Raw genomic sequence first — 23,724 nt, 5'->3', positions numbered from 1 at the left:
CACACAAGGGAGAGAGGTGGATCGTTGAGCCGCTCGGTTCTCGTCACCGGAGGCAACCGGGGCATCGGCCTCGCGATCGCCCTGGCCTTCGCCGAGGCGGGCGACAAGGTCGCCATCACCAGCCGGTCGGGTGAGGTCCCCGAGCAGCTGGCCAAGTACGACGTGCTCGCGGTTCGCTGCGACATCACCGACAGCGCCCAGGTGGACGCCGCGCTGACCGAGGTCGAGGCCGCGCACGGCGCCGTCGAGGTGCTGGTCGCCAACGCCGGGATCACCAACGACACCCTGCTGCTGCGGATGTCGGAGGAGGCCTTCACGTCCGTCCTGGACACCAACCTCACCGGCACCTTCCGCGTGGTGAAGCGCGCCTCCAAGCTGATGATGCGCGCCCGCAAGGGCCGGATCGTGCTGATCTCCTCGGTCGTCGGCCTCTCCGGCTCCCCGGGCCAGGCCAACTACGCCGCGTCCAAGGCGGGCCTGGTCGGCTTCGCCCGTTCGCTGGCCCGCGAGCTGGGCCCGCGCAACATCACCGTCAACGTGGTCGCCCCCGGCTTCGTGGACACCGACATGACCGCGGTGCTCACCGACGAGCGCCGCGCGGAGATCGTCGCGGGCGTGCCGCTGGGCCGTTACGCGGCGCCCGCCGAGGTCGCTTCCACCGTGCGGTTCCTCGGTTCGGACGAGGCCGCGTACATCACCGGAGCCGTCATTCCCGTCGACGGCGGATTGGGCATGGGTCACTGAGTCATGAGTGGAATCCTTGAGGGCAAGCGCATCCTGATCACCGGTGTGCTGCTGGAGTCCTCCATCGCCTTCCACACCGCCAAGCTGGCCCAGGAGCAGGGCGCCGAGGTCATCCTGACCGCCTTCCCGCGGCCGAGCCTGACCGAGCGCGTCGCCAAGAAGCTGCCGCACCCGGTCAAGGTCCTGGAGCTGGACGTCTCCAGCCCGGAGCAGCTGGCCGGCATCGCCGACCAGGTGCGCGAGCACCTGCCGAGCCTGGACGGCATCGTCCACTCGATCGGCTTCGCCCCGCAGGACGCCCTGGGCGGCAACTTCCTGGAGACGCCGTGGGAGTCCGTGGCGACCGCCATGCACGTCTCCGCGTACTCGCTGAAGTCGCTGACCACGGCGCTGCTGCCGCTGATGCAGGACGGCGGCGCGGTCGTCGGCCTCACCTTCGACGCGCAGTTCGCCTGGCCGCAGTACGACTGGATGGGCCCGGCCAAGGCCGCCCTGGAGTCGACCAACCGCTACCTGGCGCGCTACCTGGGCGAGCGGAACATCCGCTGCAACCTGGTCTCGGCCGGCCCGCTCGGTTCGATGGCCGCCAAGTCCATCCCGGGCTTCGGCGACCTGGCCGCCACCTGGGACAACCGCTCGCCGATGAAGTGGGACCTGAACGACCCGGAGCCGGCCGGCCGCGGCGTCGTCGCCCTGCTGTCGGACTGGTTCCCGAAGACCACCGGCGAGATCGTCCACGTCGACGGCGGCCTGCACGCCATCGGCGCCTGACGCCTCCCGCACACGCCGCTGCCCGGCACCCCTCCCGAGGAGGAGGGGTGCCGGGCAGCGGCGTTCCGGCGCCGGGGCTACTTCGGGGCGACCGGCTCGCAGCCGCGCTGCGCCGCGACGGCGTCGGCCCAGGAGGAGAACAGCCGGGAGGTGTAGGCCGTCGCCCCGGTCGGCTCGATCAGATCGGGACGGCCGGTGGTCAGGTGGAGGAGCAGGTCGTCCTTCCCGCAGGGCACGCGGATGGTGGTGTTCGCGCCCGTACCGCGCCACCCGGCCGACAGGGGCGCGTTCAGCCGCTCCCGCGTGGCGACGAGGGCCGGGTAGCGGGTGTCGGTGGTGGCGGTGAAGCCGAACGCCGGCTCGGACAGGGTCTGGACGTAGACCCAGCAGGACTGCAGCGGCGCCGCCGGGTCGCCGACCCGCTCGGCCAGCTCCTGCCGGTTCCCGCCGGTCGCCACGCCCGGAAGGCCGCAGAGCCGCCCGTCGGTCGCGGGTGCGACGGGCGGGCCGGGGGCCGTGAGGTGCATGTCCGGGACGGTGTCGGAGCCGCAGCCGGACGACCTGGCGAGCGCCGCGCCGAAGTCGCCGGCGAGCCGGGCGAGGGCGGTGCGGGCCTCCTGGTCGGGGGTCTCCTTGGACGGGGCGTCCTGCCAGATCAGCCCGTGCTTGCCGCGGTGGCGCACATCGGCGCTGAGGACGTCGGCGTCCCGGTCCGGGAACCGGTCCGTCGCGCCGCCAGCGGCCTTGCGGCAGCCCGCCGGCAGCATCAGCCACCCGGTGTCGTTGCCGAACGCGCCGATCGGGCCCCGGTCCGGCTGCGACATCGCGGGATCGACGGGGCTGCGCTCGTCGTCGGGCCGGACGCCGTGGCTGCGCAGGGTGAGGTCGGCGCCGTTCGCGGCCTCGATCACGCAGTCGCCGCCGGCCTCGGCGCGGTCCTTCGCCAGGCGGCTCTGGACGACCTCCAGCCGGCCGTCGCCCAGGATCCGCCGGACGTCCTTCGTCGCGACGGCGCCGTCGCACAGGCGGTCCGGGACGAACAGGTCGGTGTAGCGCCAGGTCGCGAAGCCGCCGGCCCCCAGGACGAGGACGAGGGCGGCGGCCACGAGCGTCCAGGCGCGCCGGGAGAGCCTCACTTCTGACCGTTCCGTCCGAGGGCGCTCATGGCGTTGGCGTGACCGGTGGTGTGGCCGGTGCCCATCTCCTGGGAGACCACGTTGGCCGCCTCGGGGCTCGCGTGGGCGGCGTCGCCCCAGCCCGCCGCCATGGCCTTGCCCTGGGTCAGCGCGGCGTAGTGGGCGTCGGCGGACTTGGAGTTGCCCGCGTTCTGGGCGTCCTCCTTGACGTTGTCGGTCCACTCGGAGATGCCCAGGTCGACGAGGCCGCCCGCGATGTCGCCGACCTCCGGGATGAACCCGGTCACGGTGCCGTTCACCGTGGAGGCGAACTCGCCGGTCTTCTCGGCCCACTCCATCCGGTCGTCCTTCTCGTCCAGGATGACCGAGGACCGGATCGCGTCGTAGGCCCCGAGGGCCGTTCCGACCTGCCGCGCCGGGATGTCCCGCTCCTCCGCGGCGTGCTGGGGATCGGCCGGGAGGGCGGCCAGGGCCTCGGCGGCCTTGGCCCGTTCGGCGGCGTACAGCGTGGCGTAGGCCTCCGGGTCGTCGGAGACGCCGCGCATGACCCGGATGATGTGGTCGGAGCCGCCGCCGAGGTGGCCCTCGCCGTTCTGCTCCCAGGCACCGCTGTGCTTGGCGGTGGAGACGTCCTCGCTGAGGATCAGGTGGGTGTCGTCGACGTAGTCCGACAGCGCGTTGGCGAGCGGTGCCTTCAGATCGTCGTGGATGTCCTCCGCGCCCTTGCCCTCGGCGTCCAGCGCGTCGATGACGCCCTGCATGACCCGGGCCTGGGCCGGGGTGTGCGGGCCGCCGTTGTGGCTGCCGTCGCCGGGCACGTCGCCGGTGGCGGCGGCCTCCAGGGCGGCGGCCAGGCCCTCCTGGTGGGTGGTCTTGTCGACCATCGGGGGGCCGTACAGGGTGTTGACGTAGGAGGTGGGCCACTCGCGGTCGCGCAGCAGGTACGCGAGGCGGTCGTCGGCGCCGGGGGCCTTGGGGTCGAGGAACAGGGTGGCGGCGTCCGGGTTCTGGCCCATCAGCTTGAGCACGCCGTTCACCGGGTCGTACTCCAGGTCCGGGCGCGGGCCGTTGAACTGGTGCGAGGACCAGCGGTTCCTGTCCCCGCGCTCGGCGGCGAGGATGTCGGTGCCGAGGTCGTTCAGGAACTGCGGGCCGTACCCGGCGTTGCCGTGCTGGAGCAGGGTGGCCAGGGTCTGGTAGCCGTAGACCGGCTCGGTCCTGCCGCCGAAGTGGCGCTCGTTGACGTTCTTGACGCCGGCTTCCTGGAGGCCCTTGCGGAAGTCCTGGTAGAACCGGCTGTCGGTGTCCCGGGTGGCACCGGCGATGGTGTTGGCGAGGTTGGTCCGCAGCTCGCCGTACTCGCCCTTGTTCCTGCCGTTCCGGTCGTTGAGCCGGAGCTCCAGCTCGTCGGCGAGCAGCAGGGTGCCCTCGGGGCCGAGCGCGTTGAGCAGGGTCTGGCCGTAGACCGGGCTGCCGGAGTCGGCCTTCATCAGGTTGTTGAGCTCGGCGAGCTCCTCCGGGGTGAGGGTCTTGCCGTCCTTGATCCGGGCGGCGAGTTCGGCGGCCCGCCTGCCGTCGGCCTCGTCACCGCCGCCGACGGCCTGGCCGTTGAACTGGTTCGACAGGTCGCCGACCTTGGCGGCCCGGCGCAGCTGGAGGGCGGCCCGCTGGTCGGCGGCGGTCGCCTCCTCCACGTAGGTCCTGATCTTCTGCGCCCACGTGCCGGCGGCCTCGCTGCGCTCCTGCTGGTAGTCGCGGTCGTGGCGGTAGTCCTGCTTGGCGGCCGGGTCGAGCGCGCCGACGTCGAACATGACGGCGCCGGTGCCGGTCACCTTCATGCCGTCGGCCTGGGCGTCGGCGACGGTCTGCCGGAGCTTCTTCTGCGCCGCCTCGAAGTCGTTCCTGGCGTCGGTGATGATCGAGGCGACGGCCTTGGCCTCGGTCTGCGCGTCGATGCTCTGCTGACGGGTGACGCCCACGTGCTGGTTGGCGGCAAAGGCGGTGGAGCCCATCCACAGGCCCTGGTTGCCGGTGAACGCGAGCACCTCGGTCTCCAGCCGGTGCTGGACCTGCTGGTACTTGCCGGCCATCGCGGTCCAGTCTGCGGCGGCCTTGGCCATCGCGGACGGGTCGGCCTTCATGACGTCCTCGAAACCGAGCAGGCTCATGGGTCAGCCCTGCCCGGGGGTGAACGACGTGGCGATGCCGTGTTCGACGCTCAGGTAGTTGGTGTGGGTCTGCCGCATCATCCCGGCCTCCTGGTTGAGCCGGCCGTTGAGCTGCGACACCTGCTCGTGCCACTCCTTGAGCGCCCCGCGCAGCGCCGACGCGGTGTCCCAGCCGCTCAGCTTCGCGGCCGCCGCCTCGGTCGACTCGTCGGCCGCCTTGCCGGCCGCGGTGCTGTCGTCGGCGATGCCGTCCAGCGAGGTGGCCGCCTTGTCCAGGGCCGGCGTCGACACCTTCGTCGGGCCCCCGCCCGGTCCCTGGCCCGGTTTCAGGTCCGGATCCGCCATCAGTTCTCCCCGTGGTGTCCACATGCGACCGGAGCTCGGTCGTCCGCGAATTTCCACGGGACGTTAGCACGCCAAATCGCGTCCCTGACAAGGCGTGAGGTCGTCCGGCCGGGGGCCCGGGGAGGCCGGCCGGCGTCAGGCCTCCCGGGCGTTGTTGCAGCTGCTGATGGCGTGGCCCGCCTCGTAGGAGGCGCGCTGGGCGTCGCCGGCCCGGATGGCGTCGACGATCCGGTCGTGGCCGAGGTAGCGCTCGGCGACGAGCTCGGGGCCGACCTCGTGGCGCAGCTGGGCGCGGGTGACCTCGCCGAGGTCGGCGTAGAGGACGGCGAGCACGTCGTTGTGGGCGGCGGAGACGACGGCCTGGTGGAATGCGGCGTCGGCCTGGACGAAGTCCTCGGCGTCGCCCGAGCGCCAGGCGTCCTCACGGCGGGCCAGGGCGGTGTCGATGAGGGCGAGGTCGCGGTCGGTGCGCCGGGTGGCGGCCAGGCCGGCGGCGGCGGTCTCCAGGGTGACCCGCAGCTCGGTGACCTGGGCGCGGTCGGCGTCGGCGAACCGGCGGTGCATCACGCCGGCGAGCTCGCTGGTGGCGAGGACGTAGGTGCCGGAGCCCTGGCGGATGTCCAGCAGCCCGTTGTGGGCGAGCGCGCGGACGGCCTCGCGCACCGTGTTCCTGGCCACACCGAGCTGCTCGACGAGGGCGGCCTCGGTGGGGATGCGCGAGCCGACGGCCCACTCGCCGGAGGTGATCTGGGCCCGCAGCTGGGCGATCACCTGGTCGGACAGCGGGGTGCGCCTCGGCGAGGACAGCGCCACGGGGGACTCCTTGGGTCGGGTGGGTCGGGCCATCATGCCAATTTCAAAGGTGCGCTAATTCATCCCATCATTCTATGATGGCGCGCATGTCGTCCGCAGCAGACACCGCAGATCCCGCCACCGCCTCCTCCCGGGCCTCCTCCCGGCCGCGGTCCGAGCGGCCCGCCCCGACCGGCCGCAGCTCCCTCGGCTGGCTGTTCGCCCTCGCGATCGCCGCCGCCGCGTTCAACCTCCGCCCCGTGGTCACCAGCCTCGGGCCGCTCCTCGACCAGGTCCGCGAGGACCTCGGGATGAGCCCGACGGTGGCCGGCCTGCTCACCGCCGTCCCCTCGCTCTGCTTCGCCCTGTTCGGCTTCGCCGCCCCCGGGCTGGCCCGCCGGCTCGGCCCGATCGCGGTGGTCGCGGCCGGCATGGGCGCGATCACCGCGGGCGTGCTGGCCCGCTCCTTCGCCGGCAACACGGCCGTCTTCCTGCTGCTGACCGCGCTCGCGCTGGCCGGTGTCGCCGTGGCCAACGTGCTGATCCCGGTGGTGATCAAGCGGTACTTCCCGGAGAAGGTCGGGCCGATGATCGGCCTGTACTCGATGGCCCTGTCGGCCGGCACCGCGCTGGCCGCGGCCGTCACCGTCCCGCTGACCAGCGGGCTCGGCGGGGACTGGCGGGTCGGCCTCGGGGTGTGGGCCGCGCTCGGCGCCCTCGCCCTGCTGCTCTGGATCCCGGTGCTGCTCACCCGGCGGGGCTCCGGCGGTCCGTCGGACGGCTCGGCCGCCGGGGTGCGGCTGCCGATCACCCGGAGCCGCACCGCCTGGGCGCTGGCCTGCTTCTTCGGCTGCCAGGCCACCGGCGCGTACGTGGTGATGGGCTGGCTGCCGAAGATCTTCCAGGACTCCGGCATCTCCGAGGGCGCCTCCGGCGTGCTGCTCGCGCTGACCATGGTGATCGGCGTGCCGGTCTCCTTCGTGCTGCCCAACCTGGCCGCCCGCCGCGGCGACCAGCGGCTGTTCGTGGTGGTCCTGGCCTCCTTCGGCATCGTCGGCTACCTCGGCCTGGCGTTCGCCCCGGCCGGCGTGCCGTGGCTGTGGGCGGTCCTGGTGGGCCTGTCCAACTGCGCCTTCCCGCTGGTGCTGACCATGATCGGCCTGCGCGCCCGGACGGCCGGCGGGGTCGCCCAGCTGTCGGCCTTCGCCCAGGGCGTCGGCTACCTGATCTCGATCCCCGGCCCGATCCTGATCGGCCGGCTCTACGAGGCGACCGGCGAGTGGTACCTGCCGCTCGGCTTCCTGGCGCTGCTGCTGGTGCCGCAGGTCCTGTTCGGCCTGCGGGCGGCCCGGGCCCGGCACATCGAGGACGAGGCCGTCCCGGCGGGGGCCGCGGCCGCGGCCTGACGCGGCCCGGCGGGGCCGGTGGTGGACGGGCGTGTTCGGGGTGGGAGAATCCGGGCATGCCCGTTCTCGAACCGAACCCCACCGACGGCCACAAGAAGCTCGGCCAGATCGCCGCGGCCATCGGCGGCATCGTCGTCCTGCTGATCATCATCGCGACGGTCGCCCAGAACCTGGGCTGACCGCCGGGCGGCCCCCGGCGGACCCCGCACGGCGGCACCGCCCGCCCCGCCGGGTGGCGGCACCGGGCAGCACCGCGCTCCCGGCCGGCTTTTCTGCCAAGCTTGCTGGGTATGAGCGCCGACACGCCCCGCAGGATCATCGTTCTCCGCCATGCCAAGGCCGACTGGCCCAACGGCGTCGACGACCACGAGCGGCCGCTGGCCGACCGGGGCCGCCACCAGGCCCCGGAGGCCGGACGCTGGCTCGCCGACTCCGGCATCAACCCCGACTACGTGCTCTGCTCCGACGCCCTGCGCACCCGGGAGACGTGGAAGCTCGCCGCGCACGAGCTGCCGAAGCGCTCGCGCAGGACCGTCTACGAGGGGCGGGTCTACGAGGCGACCCCCGGCGAGATCATCACCGTCCTGCAGGAGACCCCGGAGGAGTACGCCGACCTGGTCCTGGTCGGCCACAACCCCGGGGTGCTCGGCCTGACCCAGGTGCTGGCCGGCGACGAGGGGGACCGGGAGGCGCTGGAGCGGCTGCGGCTCGGCGGCTTCCCGACCGCCGCCATCGCGGTGCTCAGCTTCTCCGGCTCCTGGAAGGACGTCGAGCCGGGCGTGGCCGCGCTGGTCTCGTACTTCACACCGCAGGACTGATCCCGGGGGAAAGGCCGAGGGGCGCGCGGACCGGGTCCGCGCGCCCCTCGGCGTCGCTGTGCGGGGCCGTCAGCCGGCCGCCGGGCCGCCGTCCGCGGGACCGTCCAGGACGTCGGCCGCCTCGACCTCCTCGCGGGTGATCCCCAGCAGGTACAGCACGGTGTCCAGGAACGGCACGTTCACCGCGGTGTCCGCCGCCTGCCGCACCACCGGCTTGGCGTTGAATGCCACGCCCAGCCCGGCCGCGTTCAGCATGTCCAGGTCGTTGGCGCCGTCGCCGATCGCCACCGTCTGCTCCAGCGGCACCCTGGCCTGCTCGGCGAACCGGGCCAGCCAGCGCGCCTTGCCCGCCCGGTCGACGATCTCGCCGACCACCCGGCCGGTGAACTTCCCGTCCACCACCTCCAGGGTGTTGGCCGCCGCGAAGTCCAGCCCCAGCTGCTCCACCAGGTGGTCGGTGACCTGGGTGAACCCGCCGGACACCACCGCCACCTGGTAGCCCAGCCGCTGCAGCGTGCGGATCAGGGTGCGCGCGCCCGGGGTGAACCGGACCTCCGCGCGCACCTTCTCGGTCACCGCGGCGTCCAGTCCGGCCAGCAGCGCGACCCGGGCGTGCAGCGACTCGGCGAAGTCCAGCTCGCCGCGCATCGCCGCCGCCGTCACCTCGGCGACCTCCGCCTCGCAGCCCGCGTGGGCGGCGAAGAGCTCGATCACCTCGTCCTGGATCAGCGTCGAGTCGACGTCCATGACCACCAGCCGCTTGGCGCGCCGCTCCAGCCCGGCCGCCACCACCGCGACGTCCACCCGCTGGGTGGCCGCCTCCTGCGCCAGCTCGGCGCGCAGCCGCTCGGTCGCCACACCCGAGACGGCCAGCTCGACGGCGGTCACCGGGTACTTGGCGAGCCGGAAGACGCGGTCGATGTTGCCGCCGGCCTCGGTGATCCGGGAGGTGAGCGCGGCGACCGCGGAGGCGGTCAGCGGGTGGCCGAGGACGGTGACGTGCGAGCGGCCCTCGCGGCGCGGCCGGTTGTCGCCGATGCCGGAGATGATCTCGGCCTGGAGCTTCTGCTCCTCGGCCCAGCGGTGCACCAGGGCCCGCAGACCGCCCTCGGCGCCGGGCGCCGAGGGCGCGCTGACCAGGGCGCAGAGCGTTATCCGGCCACGGGTCACGACCTGCTCGATGTCGACGACCTCGACGCCGTACCCGGCCAGGGTGGCGAAGAGCCCGGCGGTGATCCCGGGGCGGTCCTTGCCGAACACCTTGACGAGCAGGGTGCGCCCGTCCTCGGTCCGGGGCTGCGGGGCGGGGAGCGGCGCGGCGGCCAAGGGCGATGCGTTCATGGTGCCTCCCACGCTACCCGCAGCCGACCGCCGCCAGAGCACCCGTCCGGGTCGTGGACGGCCGGTGGACGGCTCCCGGAGCCGCCCGTGGAGCCGCCCGTGGAGCCGCCCGTCCGACGGGGGTCCGCGAATCGTTGCCGCCCGGTCACAGTCCGCGGGGGCGGCTTTCACCGGCGCCCGGCGGGCTGGAATGATTCCCCCGTCAGATTCACGATCATTTCGCCCCCACCTGACCGGGGCGCACCATCGGGGGAACCGAGAGAGCGGGGCAGACGAGCAGTGCCGCAACTCGTCATCGAGATCAACGGACAGCAGCGGGTCCTGGAACCCGGGCGGTCCTACACCATCGGTCGCAATCCGCAGTCGGACTTCCAGTTCGACGACGCGCGGGTCTCCTGGCAGCACGCCACCATCTCCTTCAACGGGGCGGGTTGGCAGCTGGACGACCACGGGAGCACCAACGGCACCTTCACCGGCGGCGCCCGCACCCTGCAGGCGCAGCTGTTCCCGGGAGCCGTGGTCAACCTCGGCAACGCCGAGAACGGCCCCCGGCTCGCCTTCTCCGCGCCGGCCGCCCAGCCCGCCGCCCAGGCCCCGGCCTGGCACGAGGCGGCCACCAGCCGCACCGCCGCCCCGCAGCCGCAGGCCGCTCCGCAGCAGCAGTGGCAGGCCCCGGCGGCCCAGCAGCCCTACCCGCCGCAGGCGCAGGCCCAGCCGCCGCACCAGCAGCAGTGGCCGCAGGCCCAGCAGCAGGCGCCGCAGCCGCAGCCGTTCCCGCAGCAGCAGCCGGGCTTCCCGCACCAGCAGGGCTTCCCGCAGCCGGCGCCCGCCGAGCACGACGGCGGCCCGCAGCCGACGATCATCCGCAACCTGACCGCCGGCATGAAGACCATCCGGATCGGCCGCGCGCTCGACAACGACATCGTGGTCTCCGACCTCCAGGTCTCCCGCCACCACGCCGAGCTGCGCCAGCTGCCGGACGGCCGCTACGAGATCGTCGACCTCGGCAGCCACAACGGCATCTTCCTCAACGGCCAGCGCGTCGAGCGCCAGCTGATCGGCGCGCAGGACCGGCTGACCGTCGGCCACTCCAGCTTCGTGCTGGTCGGCGACCAGCTGCAGGAGTTCGTCGACACCGGCGCGGTCTCCTTCTCCGCCCGCCACCTGACCGTCGAGGTCGAGCACAAGGGCGGCAAGAAGATCCTGCTCAACGACGTCAGCTTCGGCGTCCCGGAGAAGTCCCTGGTCGCGGTCATCGGCCCGTCCGGCTCCGGCAAGTCGACCCTGCTGCGCGCCCTCACCGGCTACCGCCCGGCCGACCGCGGCGACGTCCTCTACGACGGCCGCAACCTCTACAAGCAGTTCGCCGAGCTGCGCTCGCGCATCGGCCTGGTGCCGCAGTCGGAGATCCTGCACAAGGAGCTGACCGTCCGCACCGGCCTCAAGTACGCGGCCCGGCTGCGCTTCCCCGGCGACACCGAGCCGCGCGAGCGCGAGGCGCGGATCGACGAGGTGCTCTACGAGCTGCGCCTGGACAAGCGCGCAGACAACCGGATCACCGCGCTCTCCGGCGGTCAGCAGAAGCGCGTCTCGGTCGCCCTGGAGCTGCTCACCAAGCCCTCGCTGATCTTCCTGGACGAGCCCACCTCCGGCCTCGACCCGGGCATGGACCGCGAGGTCATGCAGATGCTGCGCGGCCTCGCCGACGACGGCCGCACCATCCTGGTCGTCACCCACTCGGTGGCCGAACTCGCCCTCTGCGACCGGTTGCTGGTGATGGCGCCGGGCGGCTCGGTGGCGTACTTCGGCCCGCCGGACGAGGCCCTGCACTTCTTCGGGTACGAGACCTGGGCCGATGTCTTCCAGGCCTTCGAGAACTACCCGGACCACGACTGGGCCGGCCGCTACCGCGGCTCGGTGCACCACCAGCAGTACTCGGCCGACATCGACTCCGGCGCCGTGCAGCCGGTGCAGTCCGCGCAGATCGGGCAGGAGGCCGTCCGCCCGCCGAAGCCGCAGAGCTGGGGCTCGCAGCTGTGGACGCTGATCCGCCGCTACGTCTCGGTGCTCGCCTCGGACCGGGGCTTCCTGGCGCTGTCGATCCTGCTGCCGGCGGTGCTCGGCGCGGTCAGCGTGCTGATCCCGAACGAGGCCGGCCTGGCCCGCAACCCCAAGACGCAGCTCGGCCTCAACAGCGGCGCCGCGACGATCATGCTGATCCTGGCGATCGGCGCCTGCTTCTCCGGGGCGGCCAACTCGGTCCGCGAGCTGATCAAGGAACGGGCGATCTACGAACGGGAACGGGCCACCGGGCTGTCCCGCTCGGCGTACATGATGTCCAAGATCATCGTGCTGGGCTTCTTCAGCGTGATCCAGGGCGCGATCATCTCCGCCGTCGGCTTCCTGCCGCGCAAGCTGCCCTCCGACGGCCTGGTGGTCAAGAGCCTGCCGATCCTGGAGATGAGCCTCGGCCTGATCCTGCTCAGCTTCGCCTCGATGATGTTCGGCCTGGCGATCTCCGCGCTGGTCAAGACCGCCGAGAAGACCATGCCGCTGCTGGTCATGTTCGCGATCATCCAGGTGGTCTTCACCGGCTGCCTCTTCCAGGTCTTCTCCAAGCCCGGCCTGGAGCAGTTCGCCTGGCTGATGCCGGCCCGCTGGGGCACCGGCATGGTCGCCACCACGCTGGACCTCTCGCACCTGCTCGGCCCCTGGAACAAGGACTTCCAGAACCCCGAGTACGACGCGATCTGGGGCCACAACGCCGGCCAGTTCTGGTTCGACGCCGGGATCCTGATCATGATGTCCGTCCTCATCGGCATCGTCGTGACCCGCCTCCAGCGCCGTCACGAGCCCGAGGTCATGCAGAAGGGCTGACCGCCCGCCGTCCGCCCGCGGGGGCGGCCCGCCCCACCCGGGGAGGGCCGCCCCCGCGGCGTTTGCCCAGCATGGCGGGCCCGGGCGGCCTAGGTCCGCAGACCCGGGCCCCGCCCGGCCCGGGGACGGACGCGCGGGCCCCGCGCGCAGCGGTAGGTTGGCGACATGCCCACCGTGCCAAGCGACCACCGGCACGCCGGAGCGCTGTCCGCCGACCGGATCCCGGTCGGCCCGCCGCCCGCCGCCACCCTGCCCGCCTGCGAACCCTGCCTCGCCGGCATCGAGGCCGTCAGCCAGGCCCTGCTCGCGATGAGCCGCCACCTGGAGGTCCGCGAGGTCCTGCGCCGGATCACCGCCTCCGCCCGCCGCCTGCTGGGCGCCGAGTACGCCGCCCTCGGCGTCCCCGACGACCACGGCGGCTTCGCCCAGTTCGTCGTCGACGGCGTCACCGACGAGCAGTGGAAGGCCATCGGCCCGCTGCCCCGGCAGCACGGCGTGCTCGCCGCGATGTTCCACGAGACCCGCGCCGTCCGGCTCGACGACGTCCGCAAGGCCCCCGCCTTCGGCGGCTGGCCCGAGGCCCACCCCGAGCTGGGCGCCTTCCTCGGCATGCCGATCGTCGACCCCGACCCCGCGGAGGACGAGCCCGCCGTCCTCGGCGTCATCTACCTCGCCAACAAGCAGGGCGGCGGCGGCTTCACCGACCACGACGAGGAACTCCTGCGGATACTCGCCGCCCACGCCGCGCTCGCCCTGTCCAACGCGCGCCTGTACGAGCGCAGCCGCGAACTCACCCTGGCCGGCGAACGCGCCCGGATCGCCCACGACCTGCACGACGCCGTCTCGCAGAAGCTCTTCTCGCTGCGCCTCACCGCCAAGGCCGCCGCCAAGCTCGTCGACCGCGACCCGGCCCGCGCCCGGCAGGAGCTCGCCGAGGTCGCCCGGCTCGCCGCCGAGGCCGCCGACGAGCTGCGCGCCGTCGTCGTCGAGCTGCGCCCCGCCGCCCTGGAGGAGGACGGCCTGAGCGCCACCCTCGCCTCCCAGGTGCAGGTCCTCGACCGCGCCCACACCGCCGACGTCGCCTTCGCCGCCGACCGGGTCCGCGCCCTGCCGCAGGCCCAGGAGGCCGCCCTGCTGCGGGTCGCCCAGGAGGCCCTGCACAACGCGCTGCGCCACTCCGGCGCCCGCCGGGTCACCGTCACCCTGGCCGGCACGCCCGACCGCGGCGCCCTGCTGCGGATCAGCGACAACGGCCGGGGCTTCGACCCCGAGTCGGTCCGCCGGGCCGGCCGCCACCTCGGTCTGGTCTCGATGCGCGACCGAGCCGAAGCCGTCGGCGGCCGACTCACCCTGGACTCCGCCCCCGGAAGGGGCACGGTCGTCGAGATGGAGGTCCCCGGTGCCTGACACCGCGTCCGCGATCCGCGTCCTGCTGGTCGACGACCACCAGGTGGTCCGCCGCGGCCTGCGCACCTTCCTGGAGGTGCAGGACGACATCGAGGTGGTCGGCGAGGCCGCCGACGGCGCCGAGGGCGTCGACCGGGCCCGGGCCCTCGACCCCGACGTCGTGCTGATGGACCTCAAGATGCCCGGCGTCGACGGCATCGAGGCGCTGCGCACGCTCAAGGAGGAGGGCAGCCGGGCCCGGATCCTGATCGTCACCAGCTTCACCGAGCACCGCACCATGGTCCCCGCGCTGCGGGCCGGCGCCGCCGGGTACGTCTACAAGGACGTCGACCCGGAGGCGCTGGCCGGTGCGATCCGCTCGGTGCACGCCGGCCACGTGCTGCTCCAGCCCGAACTCGCCGAGGCGCTGCTCGCCGACGACGGCCCGCGCCCCCCGCAGGGCCGCGGCGGCACCCTCACCGAGCGCGAGCGCGAGGTGCTCGGCCACATCTCCGACGGCCGGTCCAACCGGGAGATCGCCCGCAGCCTCCACCTGTCCGAGAAGACGGTGAAGACGCACGTCTCCAACATCCTCATGAAGCTGGACCTCGCCGACCGCACCCAGGCCGCGCTCTGGGCCGTCCGGCACGGCGAGACCCGCTAGGACTCAGGTCCGCTCGTCCACCAGCGCGTTGTACGCCGCCACCTGGGCCCGGCGGGCCGTGCGCCACAGCGGCGCCAGCGCCGCCTGCCGGGCCGCGATCTCCGAGGCGCTCACCGCCGCGCCGTGACCGCCCGAGGCGATCGACAGCAGCGCCGCCACCTGGCGCGCCGACTCCAGGACCCGCACCGCGCGCGGCGGGTACCCCGGTGCGAGCAGCTCGTCGTGCCCGCGCCGCCGGTACGCCTCCAGTGCCCGCAGCGCCTCGGGCCCGGCCCCGGCCACGTCCAGCCGGGTCAGCAGCGCGGTCGCCCGGCGCAGCCCGTCCGCCAGCTCGAACTCCGCCTCGTGCAGCGAGGGCACGTCCGCCGGCGGTGTGTCGTTCACCTCGGTGCAGCGCCACAGCACCGTCGCCGACCGGTCCCCGGCCGGGCCGAACACCTCCACCTCGGGCACCAGCCCCAGCGGTACCCCGACCGCCAGCACCGCCTCCCCGGCCCCCATCGCCCGCTCGTTGAACGGCGCGGGACCGGTCAGGCCCAGCGGGTGCCCGGCGGTCGGCAGTGCCAGCCGCAGGCCCTTCACGCCCAGCACCCGCAGCCGGCCCAGTGCCCAGGTGAGCCCGTGCCGCTCGTCCGGGCCGTCCCCGGGAAGCCCGGTCACCCGGTGGCTCTCGTCGGCCCCCAGCACCGCCGCGGCGGCGTTGTCGGGCGGCACCAGACCGGCCAGCAGGGCGTTGCCCCAGGCGGTCAGCCGCCCCGAACGGGGCTCTTCGTACGGATTGTCGGCAGGAGTGGCGAGCATCCGGCCAGCCTACGGAATCGGCGGCCATCCGCGTGGCGTAGGTTTGCCCATGCGCGTGCGGCGCACCCACTCCGTGCCCACCGGCCGCCGGAGGAGGACGCCCGCCCGCACCGACGGCCGAGATATCTGTTTTTGGGGAAGGCGTAGGCATGAGCGACGTGCTGGAGCTGGTGGACGTTTCCGTGGTCCGGGAGGGGCGCGCGCTGGTCGACCAGGTCTCGTGGTCCATCTCCGAGGGAGAGCGCTGGGTCATCCTCGGCCCGAACGGCGCCGGCAAGACCACCCTGCTGCAGATCGCCTCCTCGTACCTCTTCCCGACCGCCGGCAAGGTCACCGTCCTCGGGGAGAAGCTCGGCGAGGTGGACGTCTTCGAGCTGCGCTCGCGGATCGGCCTGGCCGGCGCCGCGATGTTCGACAAGCTCCCGGCCGAGCAGACCGTGCTGCAGACGGTGCTCACCGCCGCCTACGGCATGACCGTCACCTGGCAGGAGACCTACGAGCAGTCCGACGAGTCCCGCGCCCTCGCCCTGCTCGACCGCCTCGGCATGGCCGGCCTGACCGACCGCCGCTTCGGCACCCTCTCCGAGGGCGAGCGCAAGCGCACCCTGATCGCCCGCGCGCTGATGACCGACCCCGAGCTGCTGCTGCTCGACGAGCCCGCCGCCGGCCTCGACCTCGGCGGCCGCGAGGACCTCGTCCGCCGCCTCGGTGCGCTGGCCCAGGACGAGTTCGCGCCGGCCATGGCCATGGTCACCCACCACGTCGAGGAGATCGCCCCCGGCTTCACCCACGTCCTGATGATCCGTCAGGGCAAGGTGCTCGCGGCCGGCCCGATCGACACCGAGCTGACGGCGCGCAACCTCTCCAAGTGCTTCGGCCTGCCGCTCACCCTGGAGCGCCACGGCGACCGCTGGTCCGCCCAGGGCCTGCCGCTCGGCTGACCCCGCATGGGCTCCGCGCGGGACCCCGTACACGGCCCGCGCGGAGCCGCTGAACCCCGGCTGAACCCGATCGAACCGGAACCGGTCGTACGCGCGACCGGTTTCCGCCCCTCCACCTGCGGGAACTGACCGCCTCGAAGGCCCTTCCCTCCCTAGGATGGACACGTGGACAGCTGGATCTGGTGGCTCCTGGCCGCCGTCGGCCTCGGCATACCGCTGGTGATCACGGCGATGCCGGAACTCGCCATGTTCGCCGTCGGCGCGCTCGTCGCGGCAGGCGTCGCCGGACTGGGCGCCGACCCGGTCTGGCAGGTCCTGACCTTCGTCGCGGCCTCGGTCGCGCAACTGGTCGTCATCCGCCCGATCGCCTACCGGGCGCTGCGGAAGGGCCCGCAGATCAAGATGGGCATCGAGGCGCTCAAGGGCGCCACCGCGGTCGTCGCGGAAAGGGTCGACGCGGAGGGCGGCCGGATCAAGCTCAACGGCGAGATCTGGTCGGCCCGCGCGCTCCACCCCGAGCAGGTGTACCAGCCGGGGGAGCAGGTCGACGTCGTCGATATCCAGGGCGCGACCGCCCTGGTCGTCTAGGGGAGAGTCCGTGGAACCCGTCCTTATCGTCCTGGTCGTCCTGGTCGTGGTGGCCTTCATCGCGCTGATCAAGACGATTCAGGTCATCCCGCAGGCCAGCGCCGCGATCGTGGAGCGCTTCGGCCGCTACACCCGGACGCTCAACGCCGGCCTGAACATCGTCGTCCCGTTCATCGACCGCGTCCGCAACCGGATCGACCTGCGCGAGCAGGTCGTGCCGTTCCCGCCGCAGCCGGTGATCACCCAGGACAACCTGGTCGTCAACATCGACACCGTCATCTACTACCAGGTCACCGACCCCCGGGCCGCCACCTACGAGGTCGCCAGCTACATCCAGGCGATCGAGCAGCTCACCGTCACCACGCTGCGCAACATCATCGGCTCGATGGACCTCGAATCCACCCTCACCTCGCGCGAGGTGATCAACGCCGGTCTGCGCGGGGTGCTCGACGAGGCCACCGGCAAGTGGGGCATCCGGGTCAACCGCGTCGAGCTGAAGGCGATCGAGCCGCCGACCTCCATCCAGGACTCGATGGAGAAGCAGATGCGCGCCGAGCGTGACAAGCGCGCCGCGATCCTCACCGCCGAGGGCAACCGGCAGTCGCAGATCCTGCGCGCCGAGGGCGAGAAGCAGGCCGAGGTCCTCAAGGCCGAGGGCGAGGCCCAGGCCGCGGTGCTGCGCGCCGACGGTGAGGCCGCCGCCATCCGGACCGTCTTCGAGGCGATCCACCAGGGCGACGCCGACCAGAAGCTGCTCGCCTACCAGTACCTCCAGACCCTGCCCGAGCTGGCCAAGGGCGACGCCAACAAGCTCTGGATCATCCCCAGCGAGGTCGGCGACGCGCTCAAGGGCCTCGGCGGCGCGTTCACCGGCCTGACCGGCAACGGCGGCGGTGCCAACGGCAGCGCGGTGGCCGCCCCCAGCGCCGCCGCCCCGGCCGCCCCGCCGGCCTCCAGCCAGGTCCCGATCGACCCGGCCGCCGGCCCGCGCCCGCTGGACACCGACACCAAGGGCTCCGCACGGCCCCGGATCGACCCGCTCCGCGAGTACCGCAAGATCGACCCGGAGTGACCGCCGCCCGCCACCCGCTCCGCCGAGGGCCCGCCCCCGTACCGCACGGGGGCGGGCCCTCGGGCGTACCGGCGGGAACTGTGGCGTACGTCCCGAATACCGGGTGCCTCTGGAACCCCCGCCGGTCCGTCCGGCATGATCGCCGCGACAGGACCCCCACGGGAGGTGGCTCATGACGGTCTGGGAGGCGGTCGCCGTACTGGCGGCAGGCGTCGGCGCCGGAATGATCAATGTGATCGTCGGCTCCGGCACCCTCATCACCTTCCCGGTGCTGCTCGCCGTCGGCCTCCCGCCGGTCACCGCCAACGTCTCCAACTCCTTCGGCCTGGTGCCCGGCTCGCTCAGCGGCGTGATCGGCTACCGCCGCGAACTGGCCGGCCAGCGCGCCCGACTGCTGCGCTTCGGCACCGCCTCGCTGCTCGGCGGCGTCCTCGGCGCCTACCTGCTGATCGAACTGCCCAGCGCCGCCTTCGACGCCGTCGTCCCGGTGCTGATCCTGCTGGCCCTCGTCCTGGTGGTGCTGCAGCCCCGGGTCGCCAGGGCCGTCGCCGCCCGCCGCCGCCCCGACGGCGACCCGCACGGCGGTGTGCCGCTGCTCGTCGGGATCTTCTTCACCGGCGTCTACGGCGGCTACTTCGGCGCCGCCCAGGGCGTGCTGCTGCTGGCCCTGATGGGCATGCTGCTCCAGGAGGACCTGCAGCGGATCAACGGCGTGAAGAACGCCCTCGCGATGGTCGTCAACGGCGTGGCGGCCCTGTTCTTCCTCTTCACCTCGACGGTGAACTGGGCCGCCGCGGGCCTCATCGCGGTCGGCTCGCTGGTCGGCGGGGTGGTCGGCGCCAGGGTCGGCCGCAAGCTGCCGCCGCAGGCGCTGCGCGCGATCATCGTCGTCGTCGGCCTGGCCGCCGTCGCCAAGCTGCTCACCGACTGAGGCCTCGCTTCGAGGTGTCGCCGACGTCCGGGGGCCCGTCCTCTATAGGTTCGGTGTGAACTGACAGCGACCGGTGACAGGAGTGGGCCGATGAGCCGCGAACGGCTGACCGAGGACGAGATCACCGCCGGGCTGGCCGGCCTGCCGCACTGGACGCGCGAGGGCGACACCATCGTCCGCACCGCCGACGCCCCGGACTTCCCCGCCGGGATCAGGGTCGTGGCCGCCGTCGCCGGGACCGCCGAGGCGATGGACCACCACCCCGACATCGACATCCGCTGGCGCACGCTGCGCTTCGCCCTCTCCACCCACAGCGCCGGGGGCCTCACCGCCCTCGACCTCACCCTCGCCGCCAGGATCGACGAGGCGCTGGCCGCCGAGTCCGCCGCCTAGCTAGGCGTGTCGGACACGCCTTAGCCCCCGGGTTCCCGCGGAACCGTCCCCTCCGGCCCCGCCGCGGGCCCATGAGATGCTGGCTGCCGCAGTGCAGGCGGCCGGGAGGGACGGAACGGATGGCGCAGGACCCCCTCGGCGACGGCCGCCCGCAGTCCTGGTACCCGCAGCAGGCGACCTGGCCGGGGGAGCAGGGACAGGGCACGGACGTCCCCTACCTCCCGTACGACCCGTACCACCCCTACGGCCAGGGACAGCAGCAGCCCGACGCCTACGTCCCGGACGCGCACCCCCACGACGGACAGCACCAGTACCACCAGGAGCTCTACGCGCCGTACGTGGTCGTCCCGCAGCAGCCGCAGCCGGCGGGGGAGGAGCTGTACGTGCCCGCCGGCGCCGAGTACACCGCCGACGGCTACGTCCACCTGGAGCCCGAACCTGGGACCGGGCCCGACGCCGAGGCCGAACCGGCGCCGGAACCCGCGCCGGCCGCCGCGCCGGCCCCCTCCCGGCGGGCCGGCCGGGGCGGGAAGGCCCGCGCCGCCGCGGACGCCGCCGGGAGCACCCGGTACAGCCCCGGCCGTCGCGCCCTGCTGGTGCGCAGCGGCGCCGGCCTCGCCGCACTCGGCGTCCTGGTCGCGGCCGGCGTGGTGGTGAGCGCCGAGGACGACGGCAGCGCCTCCGCCGACGGCGAACCGGGCTTCACCGCAGCCCACGCCCGCACCTGGGCCGCCCCGGTCGAGGCCGGCCGACACGGCGGGGACGGCACCCTCGTCGGCAGCTGGCTGCTCGACGGCGCGGTGGTGCGCGCCGACGACACCGGTGTGCGCGCGTACGGCCTGGCGGACGGTCGGCCCGTCTGGGCGGTGGAGCCGCCCGCCGCCGGAGCCGTCCCGTGCGGACTGTCGCCCACCGTCAACCCGGCCGGCCTCGGCGCCGTGCTGTTCCGGCCGCAGGCCGACCCGAAGAGCCCGTGCGCGCTGGTCGCCGCCGTCGACACCAAGGCCGGCCGGACGGTGTGGACCAAGCCGCTCACCGACGCCAAGGGCGCCTACGGCGCGCGCGTCGGCGTCACCGAGGACAAGGTGATCGCGGTCGGCGACAGCCACGCCGTCGCCTGGCAGTCCGCCGACGGCGCCGATGTCTGGCAGTACACCGGACAGGGGAAGTTCTGCACCCTCTCCGGCGGCGTCTCCGGCGCCACCGTCCTGGTCACCAGCACCTGCGCCGACTCCGCGCCCGTCGACCAGGTCGTCGCGCTGAACACCGCCGACGGCAAGGTCACCTGGTGGCGAGGCCTGAACAACAGGCCGAGGACGGCCACCGTGCTCTCCGCCGAACCGCCCGTCGTCCTGACCACCGGCGAGAAGCCCGAGGACGACCGGGTGCTCGCCTGGGGTCCGGCCGGCGACCCCGCCGTCGAGATCCCGGTCGCGGACGGCGACGGCCGACTGGAGGTCGCCCACGGGACCTTTTCGGCCACCCCCGGCGTCTTCTTCCAGGACCGCACCATGGTCACCACGGTCACCGCCGGCTCGGCGGGCGGGGCGAACGGGGCGGGCGGGTCGGTCGCGGTGGTCGGCTACGACCTGGACACCGGCAAGCAGCGCTGGCGGACCACCGCCCGGGAGAAGGGCGCGGCCCGGGCCGTCGGCGTGGACGGCGGAGCCCTGGTGCTCGCCGTCGACGAGCGCCTCGACCAGTCGGCCCACCTCAGCCGCTTCGCCTTGGACGGCGGACAGGAGAAGGCCGGCGGCGGCTTCCCGTCCGGCACCGGCTCGCTGCTGGTCGCCGGCCGCGTCCTGATCGGCGGCGGCCGGGTCGTCGCCGTCCCCGAGCACGCGGCCAACTTCGGCACCGCGACGGGCTTCCGGGCGAAGGAGTGAGCCCGCGCCCGGCCGGGAACCGACCTCCCCCGTCGGTCCCCGGCCGGGGCCTTCCCCCGCTCCCCCCTCACGCCCCCGGTTCACGGCCGCCCGGAGGGGCGGCGTCCTCGGACCGCGGACTCAGGCGGCCGACGGCGCGGGCACGGCGACGGCCTGGGCCGGCAGCCAGTCGGCCAGCTCCCGGACGTCCGAACCGCGCAGCCCCAGCGCCATCATCAGGGTGGCCTGCGGCGTCGGCACGAACGGCTTGCGGAGCAGCTTCATCCCCGCCTGCTCCGGCGTCCGGTCGGCCTTGAGCTGGTTGTCCTCCGCACAGGCGGCCACCGTGTTGAGCCAGGTGTCGCCGCCCCCGCGCGACTTGGGCTGCAGGTGGTCCACCGTGGTGGCCCGCCGCCCGCAGTAGGCGCACAGGTGCTGGTCCCGCACCAGCACCCCGCGGCGCGACCACGGAGCCTGTTGTCGGAACGGCACCCGCACGTACCGCTGGAGTCTGATCACCCGCGGCACCGGCACCGTCACCCCCGTCCCGCGCATGGTGCGCAGCGGGTGCGCCTGCTCGACCACGGCCTTGTCCTGGAGCACCAGGACCACGGCGCGCTGGAGCGACACCGTCGTCAGCGGCTCGTAGCTTGCGTTCAGAACCAACGTGCTGCGCACCTCGGCCACCCTTCCGCGGGCGTGCCACGGCGGCACGACCGTCCTCGACCCACGTCACTGCCGCCGCGCGGCGGTGGGACCACTGTGAAGGGGCTCACGGTCGTCGAACAACGGAATTTCCGGTGTCACGGAGGGACATGGCCACGTCGGGACCCGGTTCTCGCGGCGCGTCCGTGCCAGTGCGGCGGAAACTCGCTGGCGGCGACCGCGTAGGCTCTACAGCGCTGGCGTCGTTCCGCACCGGGGCCCGGCCGAACCGGGCCCGCACCGGGTGGGACGCCCGACCGAAGGAGAAGCGTGACCGTGACGGACATCGTCGACGAGCTGCGGTGGCGTGGGCTGATCGCCCTGTCCACCGACGAGGACGCACTGCGCAAGGCGTTCGCGGACGGCCCGGTCACCTTCTATTGCGGCTTCGACCCGACGGCGCCCAGCCTGCACCTCGGCAACCTGGTCCAGATCCTCACCATGCGCCGCATCCAGCAGGCGGGGAACCTTCCGCTCGGCCTGGTCGGCGGCGCCACCGGTCTGATCGGCGACCCGAAGCCCACCGCCGAGCGCGTGCTCAACGACCCCGAGACGGTGGCCGGCTGGGTGGAGCGGCTGCGCGGGCAGATCTCCCGGTTCCTGGACTTCGAGGGCCCGTACGCGGCGCGCATGGTCAACAACCTGGACTGGACCTCCGGGATGTCCGCGATCAGCCTGCTGCGCGACGTCGGCAAGTACTTCCGGGTCAACAACATGATCGCCAAGGAGGCCGTCGCCCGGCGGCTCAACTCCGACGCGGGCATCAGCTACACCGAGTTCAGCTACCAGATCCTCCAGGGCATGGACTACCTGGAGCTGAACCGCCGCTACGGCTGCACCCTGCAGACCGGCGGCAGCGACCAGTGGGGCAACCTCACCGCGGGCACGGACCTGATCCGCAAGGCGGACGCCAAGTCGGTGCACGCGCTGGCCACGCCGCTGATCGTCAAGGCCGACGGCACCAAGTTCGGCAAGACGGAGTCCGGCACGGTCTGGCTCGACCCCGAGCTGACCACCCCGTACGCCTTCTACCAGTTCTGGCTGAACGCGGACGACCGGGACGTCCCCAACTTCCTGCGGATCTTCAGCTTCCGCTCGAAGGAGGAGATCGAGGAGCTGGAGCGCGAGACCACCGAGCGCCCGGCCGCCCGCCTCGCCCAGCGCGCCCTCGCCGAGGAACTGACCACCCTGGTGCACGGCGCCGACCAGTACGAGCGGGCCGTCGCCGCCTCCAAGGCGCTGTTCGGCCAGGGCGACCTCGCCGAACTGGAGGCCCCGACCCTGGCCGCCGCGCTCGCCGAGGTCCCGAAGGCCGCGGTCACCGAGCTCCAGTCGGTCGTCGACCTGCTGGTCGCCGTCGGCCTCTCCCCGAGCCGTTCGGCCGCCCGCCGGACGATCAAGGAGGGCGGTGCCTACCTCAACAACGTCAAGGTGACGGACGAGGAGGCGGTGCCGGCCGAGGCCGACCTGCTGCACGGCCGCTGGCTGGTCCTGCGACGTGGCAAGCGCAACCTGGCCGCGGCCGAGCTGGCCAAGTGATCGAACCGGCCGCGATGGCCGAATCACGACGCCGCTGACCTGCGGCTTCGACCCTCAGGGGCGGGATCCAGCCGGATCCCGCCCCTGATGTTTGACGATGTCCTCCAGGTGGCCTAGTGTTGAACGAGTCGCTGAAGCGGCCACCCACTCAGCGCGTATCGCTCTCGGAGCGTGAATTTCGAGTGACACTCGAAATGCGCTAATGTGGAGGGCGCCGCAGAAAGTGGCCCCGGACCAGTTCGGGAAAGTCGGATGAATGAAACTCCGGAAAACGGAGCGGAAAACATCTGATAAGCTGGAAACACGAAAGAGCGAAGCGCCCGGAGGGCCGGTGTGAAAGCCGCCCGATGGAAGCGTCCGTTCCTTGAGAACTCAACAGCGTGCCAAAAGTCAACGCCAGATATGTTGACATCCCCGGCCTCAGATTCTCTGGGGTTGGAG

22 protein-coding genes are annotated in these 23,724 nt (G+C 73.1%); 15 read left to right on the top strand and 7 right to left on the bottom strand.

The genetic code is table 11. From position 1 onward, the window contains the following. Window positions 1-24: 24 nt before the first annotated feature. Together fabG and fabI are read left to right on the top strand one after the other, a co-directional pair. On the top strand, window positions 25-744 hold the full coding sequence (fabG, locus tag ACFVFS_RS30360; protein WP_380628026.1) for a 3-oxoacyl-[acyl-carrier-protein] reductase: 720 nt from the start codon (window positions 25-27) through the stop codon (window positions 742-744). A 3-nt stretch (window positions 745-747) separates the two neighbouring features. Next, window positions 748-1,515 (top strand): enoyl-ACP reductase FabI, encoded by a 768-nt coding sequence (gene fabI / locus ACFVFS_RS30355; RefSeq protein WP_380628025.1) that lies wholly within the window; start codon window positions 748-750, stop codon window positions 1,513-1,515. 77 nt (window positions 1,516-1,592) lie between these two features. Here fabI and ACFVFS_RS30350 read toward each other — a convergent pair whose 3' ends face one another. The 4 genes from ACFVFS_RS30350 to ACFVFS_RS30335 form a co-directional block, all read right to left on the bottom strand. Next, entirely contained in the window at window positions 1,593-2,651 is a 1,059-nt protein-coding gene (locus ACFVFS_RS30350) for a hypothetical protein (protein WP_380628024.1), read from the bottom strand. Continuing rightward, the gene (locus ACFVFS_RS30345; protein ID WP_380628023.1) at window positions 2,648-4,819 is read right to left on the bottom strand and encodes a DUF6571 family protein; all 2,172 of its coding nucleotides are present in this window, start codon (window positions 4,817-4,819) and stop codon (window positions 2,648-2,650) included. The genes ACFVFS_RS30350 and ACFVFS_RS30345 overlap by 4 nt, the downstream gene beginning before the upstream one ends. 3 nt (window positions 4,820-4,822) lie before the next feature. Beyond that, window positions 4,823-5,164 carry a hypothetical protein gene (locus ACFVFS_RS30340; protein WP_380628022.1) on the bottom strand — a complete coding sequence of 114 codons (342 nt, stop codon included), beginning with the start codon at window positions 5,162-5,164 and terminating at the stop codon, window positions 4,823-4,825. Between the two features lie 135 nt (window positions 5,165-5,299). Continuing rightward, on the bottom strand, window positions 5,300-5,977 hold the full coding sequence (locus ACFVFS_RS30335) for a FadR/GntR family transcriptional regulator (RefSeq protein ID WP_380628021.1): 678 nt from the start codon (window positions 5,975-5,977) through the stop codon (window positions 5,300-5,302). A gap of 86 nt (window positions 5,978-6,063) precedes the next feature. On the opposite strand from ACFVFS_RS30335, the gene ACFVFS_RS30330 reads away from it, so the two are divergent. The 3 genes from ACFVFS_RS30330 to ACFVFS_RS30320 all read left to right on the top strand — a co-directional run bounded on the left by ACFVFS_RS30330 (window position 6,064) and on the right by ACFVFS_RS30320 (window position 8,180). Further along, the gene (locus tag ACFVFS_RS30330; protein WP_380628020.1) at window positions 6,064-7,362 is read left to right on the top strand and encodes a CynX/NimT family MFS transporter; all 1,299 of its coding nucleotides are present in this window, start codon (window positions 6,064-6,066) and stop codon (window positions 7,360-7,362) included. A 56-nt stretch (window positions 7,363-7,418) separates the two neighbouring features. After that, complete coding sequence (locus tag ACFVFS_RS30325; RefSeq protein WP_376088924.1) at window positions 7,419-7,541, top strand: SGM_5486 family transporter-associated protein; 123 nt, start codon at window positions 7,419-7,421, stop codon at window positions 7,539-7,541. A 111-nt stretch (window positions 7,542-7,652) separates the two neighbouring features. Continuing rightward, entirely contained in the window at window positions 7,653-8,180 is a 528-nt protein-coding gene (locus tag ACFVFS_RS30320) for a histidine phosphatase family protein (protein WP_376088927.1), read from the top strand. Between the two features lie 69 nt (window positions 8,181-8,249). Here ACFVFS_RS30320 and serB read toward each other — a convergent pair whose 3' ends face one another. Next, a complete protein-coding gene (gene serB, locus ACFVFS_RS30315) occupies window positions 8,250-9,521 on the bottom strand; it encodes a phosphoserine phosphatase SerB (protein WP_380628019.1) in 1,272 nt (423 codons plus the stop codon). A gap of 279 nt (window positions 9,522-9,800) precedes the next feature. On the opposite strand from serB, the gene ACFVFS_RS30310 reads away from it, so the two are divergent. The 3 genes from ACFVFS_RS30310 (at window position 9,801) to ACFVFS_RS30300 (ending at window position 14,448) form a co-directional block, all read left to right on the top strand. Continuing rightward, the gene (locus ACFVFS_RS30310; RefSeq protein WP_380628018.1) at window positions 9,801-12,398 is read left to right on the top strand and encodes an FHA domain-containing protein; all 2,598 of its coding nucleotides are present in this window, start codon (window positions 9,801-9,803) and stop codon (window positions 12,396-12,398) included. 309 nt (window positions 12,399-12,707) lie between these two features. After that, complete coding sequence (locus ACFVFS_RS30305) at window positions 12,708-13,805, top strand: GAF domain-containing sensor histidine kinase (RefSeq protein WP_380628052.1); 1,098 nt, start codon at window positions 12,708-12,710, stop codon at window positions 13,803-13,805. Next, window positions 13,798-14,448, top strand: a complete 651-nt coding sequence (locus ACFVFS_RS30300) for a response regulator (RefSeq protein ID WP_376088936.1) — start codon at window positions 13,798-13,800, stop codon at window positions 14,446-14,448. Before ACFVFS_RS30305 ends, ACFVFS_RS30300 begins: the two co-directional genes overlap by 8 nt. 3 nt (window positions 14,449-14,451) lie before the next feature. On the opposite strand, the gene ACFVFS_RS30295 is transcribed toward ACFVFS_RS30300, so the two are convergent. Continuing rightward, complete coding sequence (locus tag ACFVFS_RS30295) at window positions 14,452-15,249, bottom strand: hypothetical protein (protein ID WP_380628017.1); 798 nt, start codon at window positions 15,247-15,249, stop codon at window positions 14,452-14,454. Between the two features lie 149 nt (window positions 15,250-15,398). On the opposite strand from ACFVFS_RS30295, the gene ACFVFS_RS30290 reads away from it, so the two are divergent. The 6 genes from ACFVFS_RS30290 to ACFVFS_RS30265 all read left to right on the top strand — a co-directional run bounded on the left by ACFVFS_RS30290 (window position 15,399) and on the right by ACFVFS_RS30265 (window position 21,060). Further along, complete coding sequence (locus tag ACFVFS_RS30290; RefSeq protein WP_344333919.1) at window positions 15,399-16,190, top strand: ABC transporter ATP-binding protein; 792 nt, start codon at window positions 15,399-15,401, stop codon at window positions 16,188-16,190. A gap of 165 nt (window positions 16,191-16,355) precedes the next feature. Continuing rightward, the gene (locus ACFVFS_RS30285; protein WP_380628016.1) at window positions 16,356-16,778 is read left to right on the top strand and encodes an NfeD family protein; all 423 of its coding nucleotides are present in this window, start codon (window positions 16,356-16,358) and stop codon (window positions 16,776-16,778) included. A 10-nt stretch (window positions 16,779-16,788) separates the two neighbouring features. Beyond that, a complete protein-coding gene (locus ACFVFS_RS30280; RefSeq protein ID WP_380628015.1) occupies window positions 16,789-17,850 on the top strand; it encodes an SPFH domain-containing protein in 1,062 nt (353 codons plus the stop codon). A 172-nt stretch (window positions 17,851-18,022) separates the two neighbouring features. Continuing rightward, window positions 18,023-18,781 (top strand): sulfite exporter TauE/SafE family protein, encoded by a 759-nt coding sequence (locus tag ACFVFS_RS30275; protein WP_380628014.1) that lies wholly within the window; start codon window positions 18,023-18,025, stop codon window positions 18,779-18,781. Window positions 18,782-18,871: 90 nt separating this feature from the next. Further along, a complete protein-coding gene (locus ACFVFS_RS30270) occupies window positions 18,872-19,174 on the top strand; it encodes a 4a-hydroxytetrahydrobiopterin dehydratase (protein ID WP_380628013.1) in 303 nt (100 codons plus the stop codon). A 119-nt stretch (window positions 19,175-19,293) separates the two neighbouring features. Then, a complete protein-coding gene (locus tag ACFVFS_RS30265) occupies window positions 19,294-21,060 on the top strand; it encodes a PQQ-binding-like beta-propeller repeat protein (protein WP_380628012.1) in 1,767 nt (588 codons plus the stop codon). A 120-nt stretch (window positions 21,061-21,180) separates the two neighbouring features. Here the strand turns inward: ACFVFS_RS30265 and ACFVFS_RS30260 are convergent, their stop codons facing one another. Further along, entirely contained in the window at window positions 21,181-21,717 is a 537-nt protein-coding gene (locus ACFVFS_RS30260; protein WP_380628011.1) for an HNH endonuclease, read from the bottom strand. A 303-nt stretch (window positions 21,718-22,020) separates the two neighbouring features. On the opposite strand from ACFVFS_RS30260, the gene tyrS reads away from it, so the two are divergent. Next, window positions 22,021-23,283, top strand: coding sequence for a tyrosine--tRNA ligase (tyrS, locus tag ACFVFS_RS30255; protein WP_380628051.1), 1,263 nt, complete (start codon window positions 22,021-22,023; stop codon window positions 23,281-23,283). Window positions 23,284-23,724: the final 441 nt, after the last annotated feature.

The sequence above is a fragment of the Kitasatospora sp. NPDC057692 genome (genome assembly GCF_042799475.1).
In the GTDB taxonomy this organism is placed as follows: domain Bacteria; phylum Actinomycetota; class Actinomycetes; order Streptomycetales; family Streptomycetaceae; genus Kitasatospora.
Note: the sequence above shows the minus strand (reverse complement) of the source record. Positions and strands in the feature narration are given on the sequence as shown.

Excerpts from the sequence above, each read along its gene's own strand:
- fabI (WP_380628025.1), top strand. The coding sequence starts at position 748 with ATGAGTGGAATCCTTGAGGGCAAGCGCATCCTGATCACCGGTGTGCTG.
- ACFVFS_RS30345 (WP_380628023.1), bottom strand. The coding sequence starts at position 4,819 with ATGAGCCTGCTCGGTTTCGAGGACGTCATGAAGGCCGACCCGTCCGCG.
- ACFVFS_RS30340 (WP_380628022.1), bottom strand. The coding sequence starts at position 5,164 with ATGGCGGATCCGGACCTGAAACCGGGCCAGGGACCGGGCGGGGGCCCG.
- ACFVFS_RS30330 (WP_380628020.1), top strand. The coding sequence starts at position 6,064 with ATGTCGTCCGCAGCAGACACCGCAGATCCCGCCACCGCCTCCTCCCGG.
- ACFVFS_RS30325 (WP_376088924.1), top strand. The coding sequence starts at position 7,419 with ATGCCCGTTCTCGAACCGAACCCCACCGACGGCCACAAGAAGCTCGGC.
- ACFVFS_RS30320 (WP_376088927.1), top strand. The coding sequence starts at position 7,653 with ATGAGCGCCGACACGCCCCGCAGGATCATCGTTCTCCGCCATGCCAAG.
- serB (WP_380628019.1), bottom strand. The coding sequence starts at position 9,521 with ATGAACGCATCGCCCTTGGCCGCCGCGCCGCTCCCCGCCCCGCAGCCC.
- ACFVFS_RS30305 (WP_380628052.1), top strand. The coding sequence starts at position 12,708 with ATGAGCCGCCACCTGGAGGTCCGCGAGGTCCTGCGCCGGATCACCGCC.
- ACFVFS_RS30295 (WP_380628017.1), bottom strand. The coding sequence starts at position 15,249 with ATGCTCGCCACTCCTGCCGACAATCCGTACGAAGAGCCCCGTTCGGGG.
- ACFVFS_RS30290 (WP_344333919.1), top strand. The coding sequence starts at position 15,399 with ATGAGCGACGTGCTGGAGCTGGTGGACGTTTCCGTGGTCCGGGAGGGG.
- ACFVFS_RS30275 (WP_380628014.1), top strand. The coding sequence starts at position 18,023 with ATGACGGTCTGGGAGGCGGTCGCCGTACTGGCGGCAGGCGTCGGCGCC.
- ACFVFS_RS30270 (WP_380628013.1), top strand. The coding sequence starts at position 18,872 with ATGAGCCGCGAACGGCTGACCGAGGACGAGATCACCGCCGGGCTGGCC.
- ACFVFS_RS30265 (WP_380628012.1), top strand. The coding sequence starts at position 19,294 with ATGGCGCAGGACCCCCTCGGCGACGGCCGCCCGCAGTCCTGGTACCCG.